The sequence below is a fragment of the Diaphorobacter sp. HDW4A genome, assembly GCF_011305995.1.
In the GTDB taxonomy this organism is placed as follows: domain Bacteria; phylum Pseudomonadota; class Gammaproteobacteria; order Burkholderiales; family Burkholderiaceae_C; genus Diaphorobacter_A.
Genome location: NZ_CP049910.1, coordinates 6050392 through 6070293 on the forward strand (window position 1 = coordinate 6050392; position 19902 = coordinate 6070293).

The window sequence follows — 19902 nt, forward strand, 5'->3', positions numbered from 1 at the left end:
GCGCAAGAAAAAGCAAGCCCCAAAAGCCGTTACCCTCCACTTCATGCGGATCACGTTCTACTTCAAGAATTCCCCCACTGACCAGTGGCTGAAAGACCTGCGCGCCGCCCTGCCGCAGGCCGACATCACCGAGTGGCACCCCGGTGCCCCCCAGGCCGACTACGCCATCGCCTGGCAACCCCCTCAGCAACTCCTGGACGAGCAAAAGCCCCGCCTCAAAGGCTTCTTCAATCTGGGTGCAGGCGTGGACGCGCTGCTCAAACTGAACTGGCCAAGCAGCCTGCCCCTGATCCGCATCGACGACGGCGGCATGGCCGTGCAGATGGCCGAGTATGTGAGCCACGCGCTGATCCGCCATTTCCGCGAACTGGACCGCTACGCCGCGCAGCAACAGGCGGGCGAGTGGAAGATGAACCGCACCCAGCTGCGCACCGATTTCCCGGTCGGCGTAATGGGGCTCGGCGTGCTCGGCGAGCGGGTGGCTCGCACGATCACGCAGTTTGATTTTCCGGTCAACGGCTGGAGCCGCACGCCCAAGCAGATCGACGGCGTGCGCACCTTCAGCGGCGATGTCAAAGACCAAGGCTTCAGGGATTTTCTGGCATCGACGCGCGTGCTCGTCAACCTGCTGCCGCTCACACCCGAAACCACCGACATCATCAATCGCGAAACGCTGTCGCAATTGCTGCCCAAGGCCTATGTGATCAACGTGGCGCGCGGCGCGCATCTGGTCGAAGATGACCTGCTCGAGCAGATCGCCAGCGGCCATGTGGCGGGCGCGACGCTCGATGTGTTCAAGACCGAACCGCTGCCCGCCGCGCATCCGTTCTGGAAACATCCGAAAATCACCATCTCACCGCATTCCTCCGCCAATACCATGCGCGAGGAAAGCGTCGCGCAGATCGCGCGCAAGATCATGGCTTTTGATCGTGGCGACACGGTGGCCGGGCTGGTCGATCTGTCGCGTGGCTACTGAACGAGTTGGCACCAAACGTTGAACACTGAAAACACGAGATAAAGAAAGCGAAAAGGAACCCACATCATGGCACTGTCCTCCCTCATCCCCAGCCGCGTGAAACTCATCGACGTGGGCCCGCGCGACGGCCTGCAGAACGAAAAAACACCGGTGCCCGCCGAGGTCAAGATCGAGCTCGTGCACCGCCTGCAGGATGCTGGCGTCAAGGAAATCGAAGTCACCAGCTACGTGAGCCCCAAGTGGGTGCCGCAGATGGGCGACAACGTTGAAGTGATGGCGGGCATTCAGCGCCAGTCCGGCGTGCTGTATTCGGTGCTCACGCCCAACATGAAGGGTTTTGAATCGTCCGTGGCGTCCAAGCCCGACGAGATCGTCGTGTTCGGCGCGGCGAGCGAGGCCTTCAGCCAGAAGAACATCAACTGCTCCATTGCCGAGAGCATCGAGCGCTTTGCGCCCGTGGTCGAGGCGGCGCTTGCCGCTGGCATCAAGGTGCGCGGCGCGATGAGCTGTACCGTGGGCTGCCCGTATGAAGGTGAGATCGCGCCCGCCAAGGTCGGCGAGCTAGCGCGCCTGATGAAGAACATCGGCGTGCAGCGCGTCGACGTGGCCGACACCATCGGCGTGGGCACGCCGCGCAAGGTGCAGGCCGCCATCGAGGCCACGCTGCAGCATTTCGACCTTGACGCGGTATCGGGCCATTTTCATGACACCTACGGTCAGGCGCTCTCCAACACGCTGGCGGCGCTTGAGATGGGTGTGTGGAACTACCAGTCGTCCGTCGCGGGTCTCGGCGGTTGCCCTTATGCCAAGGGCGCAACTGGCAATGTCTCGACCGAGGACGTGGTTTATCTGCTGCAGGGCATGGGCATCGACACCGGCATCGATCTCGACAAGCTGGTCGATGCGGGCAAGTTCATCAGCGATTTCCTCGGCCGCAAGCCGAACTCGCGCGTGGCCACCGCTATCCTCAACAAGCGCGCGGGTTGATCGCGCCATGTGCGGATCTGAACTTCAACCGTTGCCCGAAGGCGTGCGCCGCGTGGCCGAGGTGCTGCAATCCAAGGGCCATGCACATGGGCCGGTCATGCTCGACAACTCCGCGCGCACCGCGCAGGAAGCGGCTGACGCGCTCGGCATCACCGTCGGTCAGATCGCCAAGAGCATCATCTTCCGCCGCAAGAGCGACGATGCGGCGGTGCTGGTGATCACCTCGGGAGACCGCCGTGTCGATGAGAAAAAGGTTGACGCCATCGTCGGCAAGACCGGCCGCGCTGACGCCGATTTCGTGAAGGCCAAGACGGGCTTCACCATCGGCGGCGTGTCGCCCGTCGCGCATGCGAACAAGCCGGTCACGCTGATCGACCGCGAGCTGTTCCGCTTCGACGTGATCTGGGCGGCGGCAGGGCACCCCAATGGGGTGTTCCAACTCGCCCCACATGATCTTGAAAAACTCACCGGCGCGCCGGTCGCGGATGTGGTGAAAGTGGAGCAGCAGGCATGAGCGACATCGTGGACAACCTCTTGCTCGAAGCGCGTGCGCAGGATGTCGCGGCCATCGGGCATTTCTCCGAGGCCTATGACGGCATCGTCGATTCGCCCTGCGTGAATGTCTGTCGCATGACCGCCGACCGCAGCCACTGTCAAGGGTGTTTTCGCACCATCGACGAGATCCGCCAATGGTCCAAGGCCGACGCGGCCACGCGTCGCACCATCTGGTTCGCCGCACTTGAACGTGCTGACATCGAACAACCGAAAGCCATCGCATGACCACGACTGCCACGACGACAGCGACAAAGACAGCGACGACGAAGCACATCACCTGCTGGCTGGATTTCGTCTCGCCCTACGCGTGGCTCGCGTTCGATCAGGCACCGCGCACGCTTGAGGGCCTGAACTACCAACTGCGCTACAAGCCCGTGTTGCTCGGTGCGCTGCTCAAGCAACATGCCAACCCGGGGCCTGCCGGCATCGCCCCCAAGCGTGAATGGACCTACCGCCACGCTACTTGGCTCGGCCACGCGCAGGGCTGCGGCCTCACGATGCCCGCGCAGCACCCGTTCAACCCGCTGCCGCTGCTGCGCCTCGCGCTGTCGTGCAGCGACGATGGTTGCATCAACCGCTTTACCGCTGACGCGATTTTTCGCCATGTCTGGCTTGGCGGCCACGACGCTTCTGACTCTGCGCGCATCGCCGAATTGAAAACACAACTCTCCAAGCAGATTCGCCCCGATTCAGAAGACCAGGCCAAGGCATTTCTGCGCACCAACACCGACGAGGCCAACGCCCTCGGCGTGTTCGGCGTGCCGATGTTCGAGGTCGACAGCAAGCTGTTCTGGGGGCTCGATGGCTTGCCTATGCTGCGTGCGTATCTGGATGGGGATGCGTGGTTTGAGAGCGGGGAGTGGGATGGGGTGACGAAGGTGCAGTCGGGCTTGACTTTAGTCTGACGATGTCGTCTTTTCCCCCTTCGCAGCTGTAATTTCGGTGGCGAAGACATGATGTGGTCAATAATATTTTCCATTCCATACGCAGGCGAAACTGCAGGCGTGCCTGTACTGACCTTGAGGAGGCTGCATGCGAAAAGAAACCCTGATGCGGACCGCGTTGTCCCTTGCCGCAAGTCTTGTCTGTGGCGGTGCGATCGCCGTCGAAACGCCCGGCGGTGCCACCGCTGACCGGTTGATTCCGGGTGAGTCCGGTGTCGGTCACATGCTGGTCGTGCCTTACTACAGCACGCAAGGCGGGAACGCCACGCTGCTGTCGCTCATCAACACCGACGAGGTGAACGGCAAGGCCGTGAAACTGCGTTTTCGTGGCGCGCTCAACGCCGACAGTGTGTACGACCTGCAGGTCTTTTTGGCACCGGGTGATATGTGGACCGTCAATGTGAGCCGGAACGCCGCAGGCGTTTCCTTCCTCACGACCGAAGACAACAGCTGCACCAAACCGACCCGGACGACCATCAATGCGACGCCGTTCTCCGTGGCGCGGTTGAGCCCGCATGTGTCCGCTCCTGCGCGTGCTGAACAGACGCGTGAGGGCTATATCGAAATGATCACCATGGCCGACATTCCGCCGGCGACCGTCGGGGTGTTTCCGCTCGTCAAGCAGAGCGAGGGAAGGCTTCCGGCCTGCCACTCCGACCCGGCGAATGCTGCATGGACCGCTCTGGATACGGACCGCAGCACGGTGGCCGACTATGCGGCTCTGGGGCTGACGGCTCCGACCACCGGCATCACCGCGAACTGGACCATCATGAACGTGCCGTCCGCTCTGTCGTGGAGCGGCGCGGCGGTGGCGTTGGAAGCTGTCAACGAAGCCGGAACCTCGGGCAAGGGACACCTGGCCTATTCGCCACAGACCAGCCAGCCCGCGCTGCGCGCCTCCGCACTTTCTGCGGACCCCTTGTTTGCCGGTACATCACCCTTTGTGACTGCGACCATGAGCGATCTGCCGGACCTGTCCACGCCTTATGTCGCGACGGCCTCCAGTCCTGCAGTGCAGGCCAGTGCGATTGCGGCCACGTGGTCTGGGGACAGCGTGTTCAATGAGTTCTGGACAGAGCCCAGTATCTATGCCGATACCGAGTGGACTTTGATTGCGCCGACCAGACGCTTTGCTGTGGGCATCAACTACGGAGCCGGTACAGCGGCTTCACTCATATTCAACCCCGACGTGTCGGCGCACTACATCAGCGGCAATACGACGCTCAAGAGCGACGCAGCCTGTGTGGCCGCAAGCGATGTGAAGATCAGAGACCGGGAATCGAACTCACCGAGTTCTCCCGGTGATGTGGTTATTCCGGGGGCACCCTATCAGCCACCGGCAACTTGTGGCGCGGCGTCGGTGCTGACGTTCAACCAGGCAGCGCAATCACCCACCGCGGCCTTGGGCGCAACGGTAGCTGTCGATGATGTCGACACCGGATACACCAACGGGCGTTTGCACTACGTGACGCGCAAGGACGAGCGTGCAGGGCTTCCGCTTATCGGTTCGGCATTCGTGCGCGCCTACAACCCAGCGGTGAGCGCCGGTGTGGCCGGACATTTCAGCGTGATCTGGCCGCATCGATATGTACAAAGCCCCAAGTGATGGAAAGGTGCGCGTGATGCACCCGCACCTTTCAGTGCTCGTCGGAGCCGCGCTGTTCATTGGTCTCAATGGCGGCGCGCAGGCCATCGGCACGCCCGGCGGAGCGGACGCCGTCCGGTTGGTGACCAACGCGTCGGGCGCGGGCCATATGCTGATCGTTCCCTACTTCAGCACGCAGGACGGCAATGCCTTGCTGTTCTCGCTGATCAATTCAGACGAGGTGAACGGCAAGCTCGTCAAGCTGAGGTTCCGTGGCGCGCGCAATGCGGATAGCGTGTTCGATTTCCAGGTGTTTCTCGCGCCCGGCGACATGTGGACTGCCAATGTGAGCAAGAACGCGGACGGACTGTCCTATCTAACGACGGAGGACCAATCGTGCACCAAGCCGTCGATGGCGCTGGTGAATTCGACACCGTTTCTGACCTCGCGGCTGACCCGAATCTGACCGACGCGGAGCGGGCAAACGGCACGCGTGAGGGATATGTCGAGATCATCAACATGGCTGACCTGCCGCGCAGCACGTCGGGAGTCTATCCCTTGATCGATATGAAGAACGGCAGGGCGCAGTGCGCGGACAAGGATTCCAACCTCTCGTGGAGCACGCTGAATCGCCCGGCCTCTCCTGATGCAGCAACGGCCACCGCGTTGGGTCTCGCGCCGCCGACCACCGGCCTCACCGCGAACTGGACGCTCATCAATGTGCCTAAGGCGCTGTCCTGGAGCGGCGCCGCGATGGCGCTGGAGGCGCGCAAGAACGGCACTCCGGCCAAAGGCAACATCGTCTATTTCTCGCAGACGGGAAGCGCAGGGGCCACGGATGCCGACCTGAGCGCGTATTCCGCCGATCCGTTGTTTGGAGGCACCACACCCGCTATTCGCCCCGCGCCGAACGATTTGCCCGACCTGTCCACGCCGTATGTCGTTGGCATGGACAGCCCGGGCAAGCAGGTCGCAGCCATTGCCGACGCGCTCGCTGTGGAAGCCGTGGTCAATGAATTCTGGACCACCGAGCTGATCCACGCAGAGACCGATTGGTTGTTCTCGATGCCGACGCGCCGTTTTGCCTTGGGCGTGAACTACCAGGAGGCGGACCCGGGCAAGGCGACGGTGTACAACACGGCCGTGAATTCGCACTTTGCGTCGAAGAACATGTTCAGCAACGGTGATGCGCGTTGCTTCACCAATCCTCAGCCCTATCCCCGCGATCGCGAGGGCGGGACCGGGGTCGGGCCGGATGATGTCGTCATAGGAACGCCTTCTCCGTACCCACCCCAAGTGCTTTGCGGTGCGACCAGCATGCTGAGTTTCAACAACACTGAATCGGTCGCGTCCAATGTCCTGTCGTCCCGCATTGCCCTCAATCATTTCGATACACGGGGGCCGGCCGACGGCTGGGCCCGGATCAACGTTCCCGGTTCGACGGGCGTCGGAATTCCTGTCATCGGCCATGCGTTCGTCAAGGCCTTCAACCCCGCAGTCGCGCCTGGCGTGGCGGGCAATTTCGGTGTGAGCTGGCCACATCGATTGCTCAAAAAATAGGTTGACCAAACTCTTGGAGGCAGGACTGTCTTGCGAGTGTTCACGCAATTCCGACGACTAGTGTCGAAATCCATGACGAGCGGCGAAATGGTGTGACAAGTGTTTCCCGATACTTTCATCAAGGCGTTTTTGTAGAGCGCTTCATGAAAAAATCGAGGGAGCACTCATGATGAAAAAGAGCATTTTCGCGTTGGCCGTTGCGACGGTTTGCGCATGGAGCGGGATGGACGCGCAGGCTGTGGTCAAGCTCGAAGGCGCGATGGCAAACGGGTTGCAAATCAGCGAGTCGGGCGTGGGGCATTTCCTGATCGTTCCGTACTTCACCACGCAGAGCGGCAACGCGATGCTGCTGTCGCTGATCAACATGGACGAGGTCAACGGCAAGGCGGTCAAGCTGCGTTTTCGCAGCGCGCGCAATGCGGACACGCTGTTCGACTTTCAGGTGTTTCTCGCGCCGGGAGACATGTGGACGGCTAATGTGAGTCAGAACGGGGCAGGTCTATCCTTTCTCACGACTATCGCATCAACTTTTTGTGCGATGCAGTCACTCTGCGCAATGTTTATAGCCCGTTCAACTCTTCGGTTGGGGCACTACATCCCGATGAAGGCAGAGGGGGCGATTGGGCTGTATTGGTGCCCGACGGTTGGATGAAGGTAAAGATATGGGGCGGGCAAGGCAACGGCATGCCACTGGTAGGGCAGGCGTTTGTCCGCGCCTTCAACCCCAATGTATCCCCCGGCACGGCTGGCAATTTCAGCGTGAGCTGGCCGCATCGGCTGTTCAGGGACTGACGAAGACACGAGATCGCAAATCAAGGTATTCAGCAGGGCGGGAAGTGCAACGCATTTCCTGCCCTGATTCATTTCGGCGCAGGCGATTTTGTCGGTACCAAGACGAATCACGGGTTTGTCCTAGCGAGGGATTTCCCCTGCGTCTGATGGTCTCAAACAGGCTCGAAATTCCATTTCCAACTGATTTTTGCGTGACAAAACCGCTCAAATTTCAAATGGAGAAATGTCATTCAAGGGTTGCTACCGGGTTTGTCAGATCACCGTAAGCGCTGCGTCGGGCGTGCTGTTTTGGCTGTCAGCTTTCGGAAAGATGGCGAAGGGATATTGCGCTCACCTGCCAAACGAGCAGAGGGTTCGATTTCAATTTTCCAACGACAGGAGACAGCAAATATGAGCAGCAGTGCACCGACCCGGCCGGGTTCCGGCACAGTGGCCGCGCCACGGCCCATGACCGGTGAAGAAAAGAAGGTCATCTTCGCTTCTTCGCTAGGCACCGTTTTCGAGTGGTACGACTTCTATCTGTACGGTTCGCTGGCGGCCATCATTGCCAAGCAGTTCTTCAGCGGTCTGGATGCGGGCTCCGCGTTCATCTTCGCGCTGCTGGCGTTTGCTGCGGGCTTCCTGGTGCGTCCGTTCGGCGCCATCGTGTTCGGCCGTTTGGGCGACATGATTGGTCGTAAGTACACCTTCCTGGTGACGATCCTGATCATGGGTATCTCGACGTTCATCGTCGGTATCCTGCCTACTTACGCCAGCATCGGCGTGGCGGCCCCGATCATCCTGGTCGCATTGCGCATGCTGCAGGGTCTGGCGCTGGGCGGTGAGTACGGCGGTGCAGCCACCTATGTGGCCGAGCACGCTCCTCATGGCGCTCGTGGTGCCTACACTTCGTGGATTCAGACCACTGCCACGCTGGGTCTGTTCCTGTCGTTGTTGGTGATTCTGGGTACACGTACCGCATTGGGCGAAGAAGCCTTCAATGACTGGGGCTGGCGCGTTCCGTTCATGGTCTCCATCCTGCTTCTGGGCATTTCGGTGTGGATCCGTCTGTCGCTGTCCGAATCGCCAGCGTTCCAACGCATGAAGGCAGAAGGCAAGACCTCCAAGGCACCTCTGGCTGAATCCTTCGGTCAATGGAAGAACCTGAAGGTCGTGATTCTGGCGCTGTTCGGCCTCACCGCCGGTCAGGCCGTGGTCTGGTACACAGGCCAGTTCTACTCGCTGTTCTTCCTGACGCAACAGCTCAAGGTCGATGCGATCACCGCCAACTTGATGATCGCAGCCGCACTGCTGATCGGTACTCCGTTCTTCGTGATCTTCGGTACGCTGTCCGACAAGATTGGCCGCAAGCCCATCATCATGATCGGCTGTCTGCTGGCCGTGCTGACCTACTTCCCGGTGTTCAAGGCGCTGACAGCTGCTGCCAACCCGGATCTGGCCCGCGCCCAAGCCACTGCAGGCATTGTCGTGACGGCTGACCCAGCAACCTGCTCGTTCCAGGGCAACCCGGTCGCTCGCGAAATCGACTTCAAGAGCTCGTGCGACATCGCCAAGCGCTTTCTGGTCGCGAGTTCGGTGAGCTATGAGAACGCTGTGGGTCCTGCAGGTTCGCCAGCCGTCGTGAAGATCGGCGACAAGACGGTGGCTGCGCCTGAAGGTACCGTGGTCAACCAGAAGTTCGACGAAGCGACCGTCAAGTCCATTGCCGCATTCAAGAAGGAAGTGGCTGAAGACCTGAAATTGGCCGGTTACCCGACCAAGGCGGATCCCGCCAAGATGAACAAGCTGATGATGATTGTCATCCTGACCTATCTGGTGCTGCTGGTGACCATGGTCTACGGCCCGATCGCTGCCATGCTGGTGGAAATGTTCCCGACCCGCATCCGCTACACCTCGATGTCTCTGCCTTATCACATCGGCAATGGCTGGTTCGGTGGCCTGCTGCCCACCACTGCGTTTGCCATCGTGGCCTCCACCGGCAACATGTACAACGGCCTCTGGTACCCGATCGTGATTGCCGGCATGACGTTCATCATCGGCACGTTGTTCATTCGCGAAACCAAGGACGTGGATATCTACGCCAACGACTGACTTTCTTGCGGTATTCCGTTAAGAGGTAACAGTTGACAATTGCCGCCACATTGCAAAGTGTGGCGGCAATACATCATTTGAAGTCTCTGGAATGACTTTTTAGTATGTTAGACAAGTAGTTATCTCTAGAATCAGCGCACTGAATAACGTTTCTACACAATCCATTTCAAGATCCTTGGAACTGAATTTGTAGCAAGTGTTTTCAACGAATTACATATTGGTCACGCCACGGTGATCGCCCATCTTCAAGGAACAAACATGCAAACATCCAGCCGTCTGTTGCTCGCATCCCTGGCTCTGCTGAGCACCTCCGCCGCTTTCGCTCAAAGCAGCGTCACGATCTACGGTCGTGTGAATACTTCCGTTGAGCGTCAGAAGGTTGGCGACGTAAGCTCCACCGTGATGCAAAACAACGCATCGCGTATCGGCTTTCGCGGCGTAGAAGATCTGGGTGGTGGCCTGAAGGCTGGCTTCGTGCTGGAATCCGGTTTCAACTCCGACACCGGTACTTCCGATGGCCGTGGTTTCTTCGCTCGTCAAAGCGAAGTGAACCTGTCGGGCAACTTCGGTGAACTGCGTCTGGGTCGCTGGACTGCTCCTTCGTACTTTGCCACTGCTGACTACATCAGCATGCACAACCACGACACCGGTACATCCGCTGATGCGTTCTACGCCTACGTGATGAACGATGTGGCTACGAACTCCAACGGCGTTTCGTACAAGACGCCTACTTTCGGCGGTTTCAACATCGAAGCAGGCACTGGCCTCTACGAAAAGAACAGCAAGTACGGCAATAAGAATATCTATGACGTGGCTGCCAACTACGAAGCCGGTCCTCTGGCTCTGGGCGCTGGTTACACCAAGTTCGACCAAGCTGACCAATACGCCATCCGTGGTCTGTACAAGATCGGTTCGCAGTTCCTGGTGGGCGCATATGTGCAGCGCAGCAAGAACTGGGGCTTCGACCAGGTTACTGCTCTGAACGGTGCTGGTTCGCGTACCGCCTACCGCCTGTCGGGTGCCTACCTGCTGGGCGCAAGCGAGTTCCACCTGAACGTTGGCCGTGCTGGCAAGATGAAGAACATCTCCGAATCGCAAGCGCTGCAATACACACTGGGCTACAACTACAACTTGAGCAAGCGCACCAAGGTCTACGCTTTCTATACGAAGGTTGACAACAAGGACGGCGCTTCCTACATGAGCGGTGCAGCTGGCCAGGACTTCAGCTCCTTCGCAGTCGGCATCCGCCACAATTTCTAATAAAAAGAACGGGCGGCGTAAGCTGCCTGCAATCCTGGCCTGATGCAATTGCACTTGGGTCAGGTTTCAAACTGGCCTCACGATTTATCGTGAGGCTTTTTTATTGGCCGGCTCTTGATCATTCATTCCAATCCATTCGAGTCATTCGAATAAAGCAGACGACAGGAGATAAGGCTATGTGGAAGCTGGTTGTAGGTTTTGTGGTGTTCGCGGCGGTGGCACTGTTTGTGATTTCCAAGGCGGGCGATCAAGTCGACATGAGTGGTGAGAAGCACGGAACGGAAGCCGTGCACGCGCCGGAGCCGGCCGCCAGCAAGTGAGCCACAAGGCCCTGATTTGAGGCGTGGGCAGTGGGTGGGAGAGCCAACATTCCTGGTGGGAGTATCAAGACAACAGCCCATCTCTAACCCCGTGCCGAGACAGCGCAAAAGCCCGCAAGCAATTCAGCTTGCGGGCTTTTGATTTTGTGGAACTGGTATGGAGAGGATTTTCAACTCATCGCTGGAATCGCCCGTCGGAGCCAATGATGGACAGCTCGGTGTATTCGAGTCCCGAATGATTGGTGCTGCTGTAGTTGAGCTCCATGCCGCCGAGGTCGTATTGGCGGATGCTCTCCAGCGCGTCGTGCAGGCTGGTGCGGTCGATGTTGGGCGCGGCGCGGCGCAGGCCTTCGACCAGTACCTTGGCGCTGGCGTAGCCTTCCACCATGGCGGGGGAGATGCTGGTGACGCCCTGTGCGCGGGCCGAGAGTTGCAGTGCCTGAATCAGCGGTTTGCCGGTCGAGCGCTCGGACGGGAATACCTGCGTGACGATGATGCCGCGCGCCTTGTCGCCGAGTGCTTTGATGAAGCCGCTGGAGGCGTTGTTGGAGAGCGTGACGATGTGGCTGCCATAGCCCACCTTGCGCAGCGCGAGAATGGCTTCGACCGCTGGCGACCCTGACCCGATCACGATGACCGCTTGCGGCTGCTTGGCCAGGATGCGCGGGGCGCTGACGGAGAAGTCGGGCTTGTTGCGGTCGAAGGTCTCGAGGAAGAGCGGCTCGATCTGGGTTTGCTTGAAGCCTTTCATCGCGCCTGCCAGGCCATCGTCGCCCGAGGTGTCGTCCACATACAGCACGCCGATGCGGGTCGAACCCTGACGCACCAGGTGGCCGATGGCCATTTCCACCTCACGCTGATAGGGCGCGCGCACGTGAAAGAGATTGGTCGCTACCGGCCGATGGAGCACCATGGCTCCCGATGTGGGGCCCACCAGCGGTACGCTGAACTTGTCGAGCGTCGGCACCAACTGCTGCGTGTTTGGCGTGCCGCTGGGCATGAAGAGCGCCACGACCTTCTTCTCTTCGATGAGCACATAGGCATTTTCCAGCGTCTGTGCAGGATCGAATTTGTCGTCCAGCGTGATCAACTCGATCTTGCGGCCCGCTATGCCGCCTTGTGCGTTGACCTGATTGAAGTAGAGCGCTGCGCCCTGCATCGACTCCTTCACCGTGACAGCGGCGGACCCGGTGACCCCTGTAGTCTGGCCGATGCGGATGTTCTGAGCCTGAGTGACGGTAGGCGAGCAGGCGAAAAAAAGGCCCGCAGCCATGGCAATCATGGTGGACAGGCGTTTGCTGTGAATCATATGGCGACCCCCTCTTTGAAATGGGGTCGCTTGATTGATTGCTATGTGTGAGTGCGACCCGGGGGCGATTATTGGGTCAACGCTTCGAATTAGGATCGTGATTTGAGTAGCATTTTCATATAAAAAACACTAATTGACACGAAACGGATTCATCCACAGTATGGCAATTCCCGAGTGCGCAAAAGGCGCTTCAGCGACGGAACTTTCCGTCTGTTCCGATGATGGACAGATCGGCGAAGTCCAGCCCGGAGTGGTCGTCGGGTGAGTAGCTGACCTCCAGTCCGCCGATGTCGAACTTCTGCATCGATTCGAGCGCCGGGCCGAGCTTGTCGCGCGTGGGCTTGGGGCCCGCGCGGCGCAGGGCCTCGACCAGTACTTTGGCGGCTGCGTAGCCTTCCAGCATCGCGGGGCTCACATCTTTGCCCTTGGCCTTGGCAAGCTCCAGTGCCTCGCGCACCAGTGGCGAGTTGCCAGCGCGCTCGCTCGGGAACACCTGTGTGACGATCACGCCACGTGCGTTCTCGCCGAGGCTCTTCACGAAACCGGACGAGGCGTTGTTTGACAGTGTCACGAGCTGCGCGCCCGAACCTGCCTTGCGGTAGGCGTTGTAGCCGTCGACCACGGTATTGCCGGAGGCCAGAATCAGCACGGCCTGGGCGTTGGCCTGAGCGATCTTGGTGGCCACGGGGCCGAAATCGGGCTTGGCACGATCCACTTTTTCGAGCACCACGGGCTGCATTTTCGAGAGCTCGAAGCCGCGCTTGGCCCCGATCAGGCCGTCAGCGCCGAAGCTGTCGTCGGCCAGCACCACGGCGATGCGGCTGATGCCCAGTGACGCCAGATGCGTGATGGCCTTTTCAGCCTCGCGCTGGTAGGTGGCGCGCACGTTATACACGTTCTTCTGTAGTGGCTTGTGCAACACCATCGCGCCGGTGGAGGGGGCAATCAGCGCGACACCATGCTTGTTCAGGTGTGGAACGATTGCTTCGTTGTGCGGCGTGCCGCGCGTGAGGAACATGGCGGTGACGTTCTGCTCCTCGATGAGTTTGCGCGCGTTCTCGCCAGCCAGCTTGGGGTCGAACTTGTCGTCGAGCGACACCAGTTCGATCTTCTGACCGTTCACGCCGCCGCGCGCGTTGATGCTGTCCAGATATAGCTTGGCACCGTCCGTCGTTTCCTGCACGCCAGCGGCCACGACGCCGCTGAAGCCTGCCGTTTGACCGATCACGATCTGTGCCTGTGCGGCGCCCATCCCCGTCCCCATTCCGAAGGTGAATGCGGCCAATGCTGCGGCCTTGTACCAACTCCTCATGCTTGAGTCTCCTGAGTTTGAAAATCTTCTATTGATGTTGTGGATCCTCGGAGCGGATCCTGGACAGGCAATGCGAAGCACCATGCAAGGTGCAGCAGGCGGCGCATTGAATCCGCGTGGCATTGCGAGTTATCAGTGTGTTTTACGAAACTATTAACGATTGCAAACTACGTGACAAGTAGTATTTATCGGGGTAGCCGCTTACTCCGCTTTGGGGCAACAGGACTGGCGACTAGGGGTAAGCAAGTAGGCGCTGTGGAACAACGGGGCAATGACCCGTGCCGACATGGGTCAAGCTCGCCGCCTAGAATGTTCCGCCTCACCTAGGAGAGATGGCGCTCATGACACAGGGATTGATCCGTATCCACGGAGCCAGACAGCACAACCTCAAGAACCTCGATGTAGACATCCAGACCGGCGAATTGACAGTCGTCACGGGCCCTAGCGGCTCGGGCAAGTCGAGTCTGGTGTTCGACACGCTGTACGCCGAGGGCCAGCGTCGCTACGTCGAAACTTTCAGCGCCTACGCGCGCCAGTTTCTTGACCGCATGGACAAGCCTGCGGTGGACAAGGTGGAAGGCGTGCCGCCGGCCATTGCCATCGACCAGACCAACCCCGTGCGCTCGTCGCGCTCCACCGTGGGCACGATGACGGAGATCAACGATCACCTCAAGCTGATGTTCGCGCGCGCGGGCCAGCTATTCGACCGCGTCACTGCGCAGCCTGTGCGCCACGATTCACCCGACTCGATCTATGCAGAGCTGAAGTCGCGCTGCGAGGCCGAGGGCGATCCGCGCATCGTCATCACCTTCCCGGTGGAGCTGCCTGCGGGCACACCGGCCGAGCAGGTCGAGCAATGGCTGTCGGCAAGCGGCTTCACCAAGGTGCAGGCCGAGCGCGAAGTGGCCACGCCCACCGGGCCGCGCAAGCTGCTTGATGTGGTGGCCGACCGCTTCCGGCTTGGAAATGCAGAGCGTGCGCGCGTGATCGAGGCCATCGAGGTGGGTTTGAAGCGCGGCAGTGGCAAGCTCATCATCTACAAGTTGAACGACGAGGGCGAGCCGGACCTGTGGCGCTTCTCCACCGGCCTGCATTGCTCCGACAGCGATCTGCGCTACAGCGAGCCGATTCCGTCGATGTTCTCGTTCAACTCGGCGGTCGGCGCCTGCGACACCTGCCGTGGTTTTGGCCGCGTGATCGGCGTCGATTACGGCCTCGTGATTCCCAACGACAAGCTCACGCTGCGAGCCGGGGCGATCAAGACCATCCAGACGCCCGCGTGGAAAGAGGCGCAGGACGATCTCATGCGCCACGCCGAGGCGGCAGGCATTCCGCGCGACACGGCCTGGTACAAGCTCACGGCCGAGCAGAAGAAATGGGTGATCGACGGCACGCCCGGCTACAAGGATGGCAACTGGAACAAGCAGTGGTACGGCATCCGCCGCTTCTTCGAGTACCTCGAGAGCAAGGCCTACAAGATGCACATCCGCGTGCTGCTCTCCAAGTACCGCAGCTACACGCCGTGCCCGGTCTGCGCGGGCGCGCGCCTCAAGACCGAGAGCCTGCAGTGGCGCATCGGCAGCAAGGATGATGCGGACGCGGTGCTCACACCCGCCAAGCGCTTCTTACCGCAGGGCGTGGACTGGACGCGCGAGCAGTTTGAAGCGCTTCCGGGTCTGTGCCTGCACGACCTGATGCTGCTGCCTATCGAGCGGCTGCGCATCTTCTTCGACCGCATCGGTGCGAGCGCATCGCACCGCATCGTCGGTTGGGCCAAGGACGGTGAAGTGCAGCAGAACGATCTGCCCGACCACAGCGTGATCGAGGTGGACAGCGGCGAGGCGCAGGCGCTGCGTCTGCTGCACGAAGAGATTTCCACGCGCCTCAAGTACCTCTGCGATGTGGGCATCGGCTACCTCACGCTGGACCGCCAGAGCCGCACGCTCTCGGGCGGCGAGGTGCAGCGCATCAACCTGACGACAGCGCTCGGCACTTCGCTGGTGAACACACTGTTCGTGCTCGACGAGCCCAGCATCGGTCTGCATCCGCGCGACATGCACCGCATCACCGAAGCCATGTTGCGCCTGCGCGATGCGGGCAACACGCTGGTGGTGGTGGAGCATGACCCAGCCGTCATGATGGCGGCCGACCGCGTGATCGACATGGGCCCGGCGCCTGGTGAGCGCGGCGGCGAGATCGTGTTTGATGGCACGGTCGGCGAGCTGCGTAAAGCCGACACGCTGACGGGCGTGTACCTCGGCGGCCGCAAGACCATCACCTCAGGCATCAAGCGCCTGGTGACCGATGCCACGCCGCGCCTGATCCTCGAAGGTGCACGTGAGCACAACCTCAAGGACGTGACGGTGGAGTTCCCGTTGCAGCGCCTCGTCACCGTGACCGGCGTATCGGGCTCGGGCAAATCGACGCTGATTCAGGACGTGCTTGCGCCCGCGCTTTTGCGCCAGTTCGGCAAGGCGACGGAAACGCCCGGCGCGCATGACCGATTGCTAGGTGCTGATCATTTGAGCGACGTGGTGTTCGTCGACCAGTCGCCCATCGGCAAGACCGCGCGCTCCAACCCGGTGAGCTATGTGGGTGCGTGGGATTCGATCCGCGAGATTTTTTCCACTGCACCGTTGTCGCGCGAGCGTGGCTACACCGCTGCAAAGTTCAGTTTCAACGCGGGCGACGGGCGTTGCCCGACCTGCGGCGGTTCGGGCTTCGAGCATGTGGAGATGCAGTTCCTCTCCGACGTCTATCTGCGCTGCCCCGATTGCGATGGCCGCCGTTATCGCCCCGAAATTCTGGAGGTGAACATCGAGCGTGCGGGTCGCATGCTCAGCGTGGCCGACGTGCTCGAACTCACGGTGAGCGAAGCGGCAGCAGCGTTCGCCAAGGACCGTGATGTGATCCGCGCGCTGCAGCCCATCGTCGATGTGGGGCTGGAATACGTGAAGCTCGGCCAGCCCGTGCCCACGCTGTCGGGTGGCGAGGCACAGCGCCTGAAGCTCGCGGGCTACCTTGCCGAAGCCGCCAAGAGCGGCAGCGCGAGCAAGCAGCCGGTCGCGAAGAAAGGCACGCTGTTTTTGTTCGACGAGCCGACGACAGGCCTGCATTTCGACGACATCGCCAAGCTCATGCGCGCGCTGCGCAAGCTGCTCGACGCGGGGCATTCGCTGATCATCATCGAGCACAATCTTGACGTGATCCGCGCGAGCGACTGGATCGTCGATCTCGGCCCCGAAGGCGGCGACGCGGGGGGGATGGTTATCGCGCAAGGTGCACCGGAGACGCTGCGCCACGACATGAAGTCGCACACCGCGCAGGCGCTGCGAGAGTACGAGGAATCGTTGGGCGAGAGCGGCCATTCGGTGCATGAAAAGCAGGCCGTGCTACGTCGTGAAAAGCGGGCGCTTGAAGGCCACAAGGCTGCTGCGAAGAACGCCATCGAGATCGTCAACGCCAAGGAGCACAACCTCAAGCAGCTGAGCGTGGACATTCCGCGCGGCAAGTTCAACGTGGTGACGGGCGTGTCTGGCTCGGGCAAGTCCACGCTGGCGTTCGACATCCTGTTCAACGAAGGCCAGCGCCGCTATCTCGAATCGCTGAACGCCTATGCGCGCAGTATCGTGCAGCCGGCGGGGCGTCCCGAGGTGGATGCGGTCTACGGCATTCCGCCGACCGTCGCCATCGAGCAGCGCCTGTCGCGCGGCGGTCGCAAATCCACCGTCGGCACGACGACCGAGGTCTGGCATTTTCTGCGCCTGCTCTATGTGAAGCTCGGCGTGCAGCACTGCACCAAGGACGGCGCGGCCGTGCAGCCGCAGACGGCGGACAGCATTGCTGCGCAGCTGCTCACGCACTTCAAGGGCCAGCACATCGGCCTGATGGCGCCGCTGGTGATGAACCGCAAGGGCGTCTACACCGAGCTCGCCGATTGGGCGCGTCCGCGCGGCTTCACGCATCTGCGCGTCGATGGCAACTTCCTGCCGACGACGGGCTTTCCGCGCATCGACCGCTTCAAGGAACACACGATTGAATTGCCGGTGGCGAGCATCACCGTGTCGCCGCAGCACGAAGGCGCGCTGCGCGATGCGCTCAAGCTGGCGCTGGAACATGGCAAGGGCGTCGTGCATGTGCTGAGCGAACTCGACGGGCTGGAAAGCGCCCTCAAGCTCGGCGAGCCCACGGCGCACATCGGCAGGCTGCAGGTGTTTTCCACCAAACGCGCCTGCCCCGTCTGCGCGACCAGCTATGCGGAACTCGACCCGCGCCTGTTCTCCTACAACAGCAAGCATGGCTGGTGCCCCGACTGCGTGGGCACGGGCGTGAAGCTCACCAAGGACCAGCGCAAGGTGTTCGACGACTCCGTGCAGGGCGAGGACAACCGTGGCCGGGAGCAGACCTTCGAGGAACCCGATGCGGACGACGTGACCGATGCCGTCTGCCCGGGCTGCGAAGGCACGCGCCTGAACCGCATCGCACGCGCCGTGCTGTTTGCCGACACGCCGATCACCGATGTGGCGCGGCTGTCGGTGTCCGAGGTGCGCGAGTGGATAGCGGGGCTGGACCTGACAGGCCGCGAATCCGAGATCGCGCGCGACCTGATACCCGAAATCCGGAGCCGCCTTGAATTCCTTGAGGAAGTGGGGCTGTCTTACCTCACGCTGGATCGCGGCGCGCCTACGCTGAGCGGCGGCGAGGCCCAGCGCATCCGCCTGGCCGCGCAGCTTGGCAGCAATCTGCAAGGCGTCTGCTACGTGCTCGACGAACCGACGATCGGCCTGCATGCGCGCGACAACCAGATCCTGCTGAACGCGCTGCACAAGCTCGGCGACAAGGGCAACACGCTGGTGGTGGTGGAGCACGATGAGGACACGATCCGCCGCGCCGACCACATCATCGACATCGGCCCGAGCGCGGGCAAGCGCGGTGGGCGATTGGTGGCGCAGGGCTCGGTCGCCGACATCGAGGCCGCCGAGGATTCGCAGACCGGCAAGTACCTGCTGCATGCGATGAAGCACCCGTTACAGGCGCGCCGCGACGTGGTCGAGGCCAGCAAGAAAGATGCACGCGTGCCCGAGCACTGGCTCACTGTGCACAACGCGGAAATGCACAACCTGCGCGACGTGACCGCGAGCGTGCCGCTGAACCGCCTCGTCGCGGTGACGGGCGTGAGCGGTTCGGGCAAGTCCACACTCGCGCGCGACGTTCTGCTCACCAACGTAGCGGCATGGGTGAGCCAGCGCTCGACCAAGGCCGGGCGCGACGCGATGGATGCGGGCAAGTCGCCCGCGCTCGTCGGCTGCAAGGGGCTGTCAGGTTTCGAGACGATTGACCGCGTGCTCGAGGTCGACCAGACCCCCATCGGCAAGACGCCGCGTTCCTGCCCCGCGACCTACATCGGCTTCTGGGACACCATCCGCAAGCTGTTCGCCGAAACGCTCGAAGCCAAGGCGCGCGGCTATGCGCCGGGCCGTTTCTCGTTCAACACCGGCGAGGGCCGCTGCCCCACCTGTGAAGGGCAGGGCGTGCGCACCATCGAAATGAGCTTTCTGCCCGACGTGAAGGTGCCTTGCGAGGTTTGCCGCGGCGCGCGTTTCAACCCCGAAACGCTGGCCGTGACATGGCGCGGCAAGAGCATCGGCGACGTACTGCAGATGGAGGTCGATGAGGCCGTCGAATTCTTCGCCAGCATGCCGAGCATCGCCCACCCGCTGCAATTGCTCAAGGACGTGGGGCTCGGCTATCTCACGCTCGGCCAGCCATCGCCCACGCTCTCGGGCGGCGAGGCGCAGCGCATCAAGCTCGTCACCGAACTCACCAAGGTGCGCGACGAAGTCGGCCGCCGTGGCCAGAAGGCGCCGCACACGCTGTATGTGCTCGACGAGCCCACCGTGGGCCTGCACATGGCCGACGTGCACAAGCTCATTCGTGTGCTGCATCGCTTGGTCAACGGTGGACACAGCGTGGTGGTGATCGAGCATGATCTCGACGTGATCGCCGAAGCGGACTGGATCATCGATCTGGGGCCGGAAGGGGGCAAGGAGGGCGGGCTGATCGTGGCTGCGGCGACGCCCGAAGAGCTCGTGCGCATTGGTACACACACCGGCAAGGCGCTGGAGTCCGTGCTCCAGCGCTGATCTTCTTCTGATTGCTTCTGAAAAATCCCGCGGAGCGTTGGCTTCTCGGGATTTTTTGGCTTTTTGCG

General features: G+C 61.4%; 16 protein-coding genes. 14 read left to right on the forward strand and 2 right to left on the reverse strand.

All coding sequences use genetic code 11. The features are described from left to right. The first annotated feature begins 43 nt into the window (after positions 1-43). The 13 genes from G7047_RS27535 (at position 44) to G7047_RS27595 (ending at position 11070) form a co-directional block, all read left to right on the forward strand. Positions 44-976: a glyoxylate/hydroxypyruvate reductase A gene (locus G7047_RS27535; protein WP_166311479.1), complete on the forward strand. Its 933-nt coding sequence runs from the start codon at positions 44-46 to the stop codon at positions 974-976. Positions 977-1042: 66 nt separating this feature from the next. Continuing rightward, positions 1043-1963, forward strand: a complete 921-nt coding sequence (locus tag G7047_RS27540; RefSeq protein ID WP_166311480.1) for a hydroxymethylglutaryl-CoA lyase — start codon at positions 1043-1045, stop codon at positions 1961-1963. Positions 1964-1970: 7 nt separating this feature from the next. Further along, positions 1971-2477 carry a YbaK/EbsC family protein gene (locus G7047_RS27545; protein ID WP_166311481.1) on the forward strand — a complete coding sequence of 169 codons (507 nt, stop codon included), beginning with the start codon at positions 1971-1973 and terminating at the stop codon, positions 2475-2477. Next, positions 2474-2743, forward strand: coding sequence for a DUF1289 domain-containing protein (locus tag G7047_RS27550; protein WP_166311482.1), 270 nt, complete (start codon positions 2474-2476; stop codon positions 2741-2743). The genes G7047_RS27545 and G7047_RS27550 overlap by 4 nt, the downstream gene beginning before the upstream one ends. After that, a complete protein-coding gene (locus tag G7047_RS27555) occupies positions 2740-3423 on the forward strand; it encodes a 2-hydroxychromene-2-carboxylate isomerase (protein ID WP_166311483.1) in 684 nt (227 codons plus the stop codon). Before G7047_RS27550 ends, G7047_RS27555 begins: the two co-directional genes overlap by 4 nt. A 127-nt stretch (positions 3424-3550) precedes the next feature. After that, positions 3551-5068, forward strand: coding sequence for a hypothetical protein (locus G7047_RS27560; protein WP_166311484.1), 1518 nt, complete (start codon positions 3551-3553; stop codon positions 5066-5068). Positions 5069-5081: 13 nt separating this feature from the next. After that, the gene (locus tag G7047_RS27565; RefSeq protein WP_166311485.1) at positions 5082-5513 is read left to right on the forward strand and encodes a hypothetical protein; all 432 of its coding nucleotides are present in this window, start codon (positions 5082-5084) and stop codon (positions 5511-5513) included. After that, positions 5444-6607 carry a hypothetical protein gene (locus tag G7047_RS27570; protein WP_166311486.1) on the forward strand — a complete coding sequence of 388 codons (1164 nt, stop codon included), beginning with the start codon at positions 5444-5446 and terminating at the stop codon, positions 6605-6607. Before G7047_RS27565 ends, G7047_RS27570 begins: the two co-directional genes overlap by 70 nt. Positions 6608-6773: 166 nt before the next feature. Further along, positions 6774-7259 (forward strand): hypothetical protein, encoded by a 486-nt coding sequence (locus G7047_RS27575; protein WP_166311487.1) that lies wholly within the window; start codon positions 6774-6776, stop codon positions 7257-7259. Further along, positions 7256-7399, forward strand: a complete 144-nt coding sequence (locus G7047_RS27580) for a hypothetical protein (protein ID WP_166311488.1) — start codon at positions 7256-7258, stop codon at positions 7397-7399. The genes G7047_RS27575 and G7047_RS27580 overlap by 4 nt, the downstream gene beginning before the upstream one ends. A 390-nt stretch (positions 7400-7789) precedes the next feature. Then, positions 7790-9490 (forward strand): MFS transporter, encoded by a 1701-nt coding sequence (locus G7047_RS27585; RefSeq protein ID WP_166311489.1) that lies wholly within the window; start codon positions 7790-7792, stop codon positions 9488-9490. A 258-nt stretch (positions 9491-9748) separates the two neighbouring features. After that, positions 9749-10750 (forward strand): porin, encoded by a 1002-nt coding sequence (locus tag G7047_RS27590; RefSeq protein ID WP_166311490.1) that lies wholly within the window; start codon positions 9749-9751, stop codon positions 10748-10750. 176 nt (positions 10751-10926) lie between these two features. Then, entirely contained in the window at positions 10927-11070 is a 144-nt protein-coding gene (locus tag G7047_RS27595) for a hypothetical protein (protein ID WP_166311491.1), read from the forward strand. 175 nt (positions 11071-11245) lie between these two features. Here the strand turns inward: G7047_RS27595 and G7047_RS27600 are convergent, their stop codons facing one another. Both G7047_RS27600 and G7047_RS27605 read right to left on the reverse strand, forming a co-directional pair. Next, on the reverse strand, positions 11246-12379 hold the full coding sequence (locus G7047_RS27600) for an ABC transporter substrate-binding protein (RefSeq protein WP_166311492.1): 1134 nt from the start codon (positions 12377-12379) through the stop codon (positions 11246-11248). 190 nt (positions 12380-12569) lie between these two features. Beyond that, complete coding sequence (locus G7047_RS27605) at positions 12570-13691, reverse strand: ABC transporter substrate-binding protein (RefSeq protein WP_166311493.1); 1122 nt, start codon at positions 13689-13691, stop codon at positions 12570-12572. A 341-nt stretch (positions 13692-14032) separates the two neighbouring features. On the opposite strand from G7047_RS27605, the gene uvrA reads away from it, so the two are divergent. Then, a complete protein-coding gene (gene uvrA, locus G7047_RS27610) occupies positions 14033-19834 on the forward strand; it encodes an excinuclease ABC subunit UvrA (RefSeq protein ID WP_166311494.1) in 5802 nt (1933 codons plus the stop codon). Positions 19835-19902 lie beyond the last annotated feature (68 nt).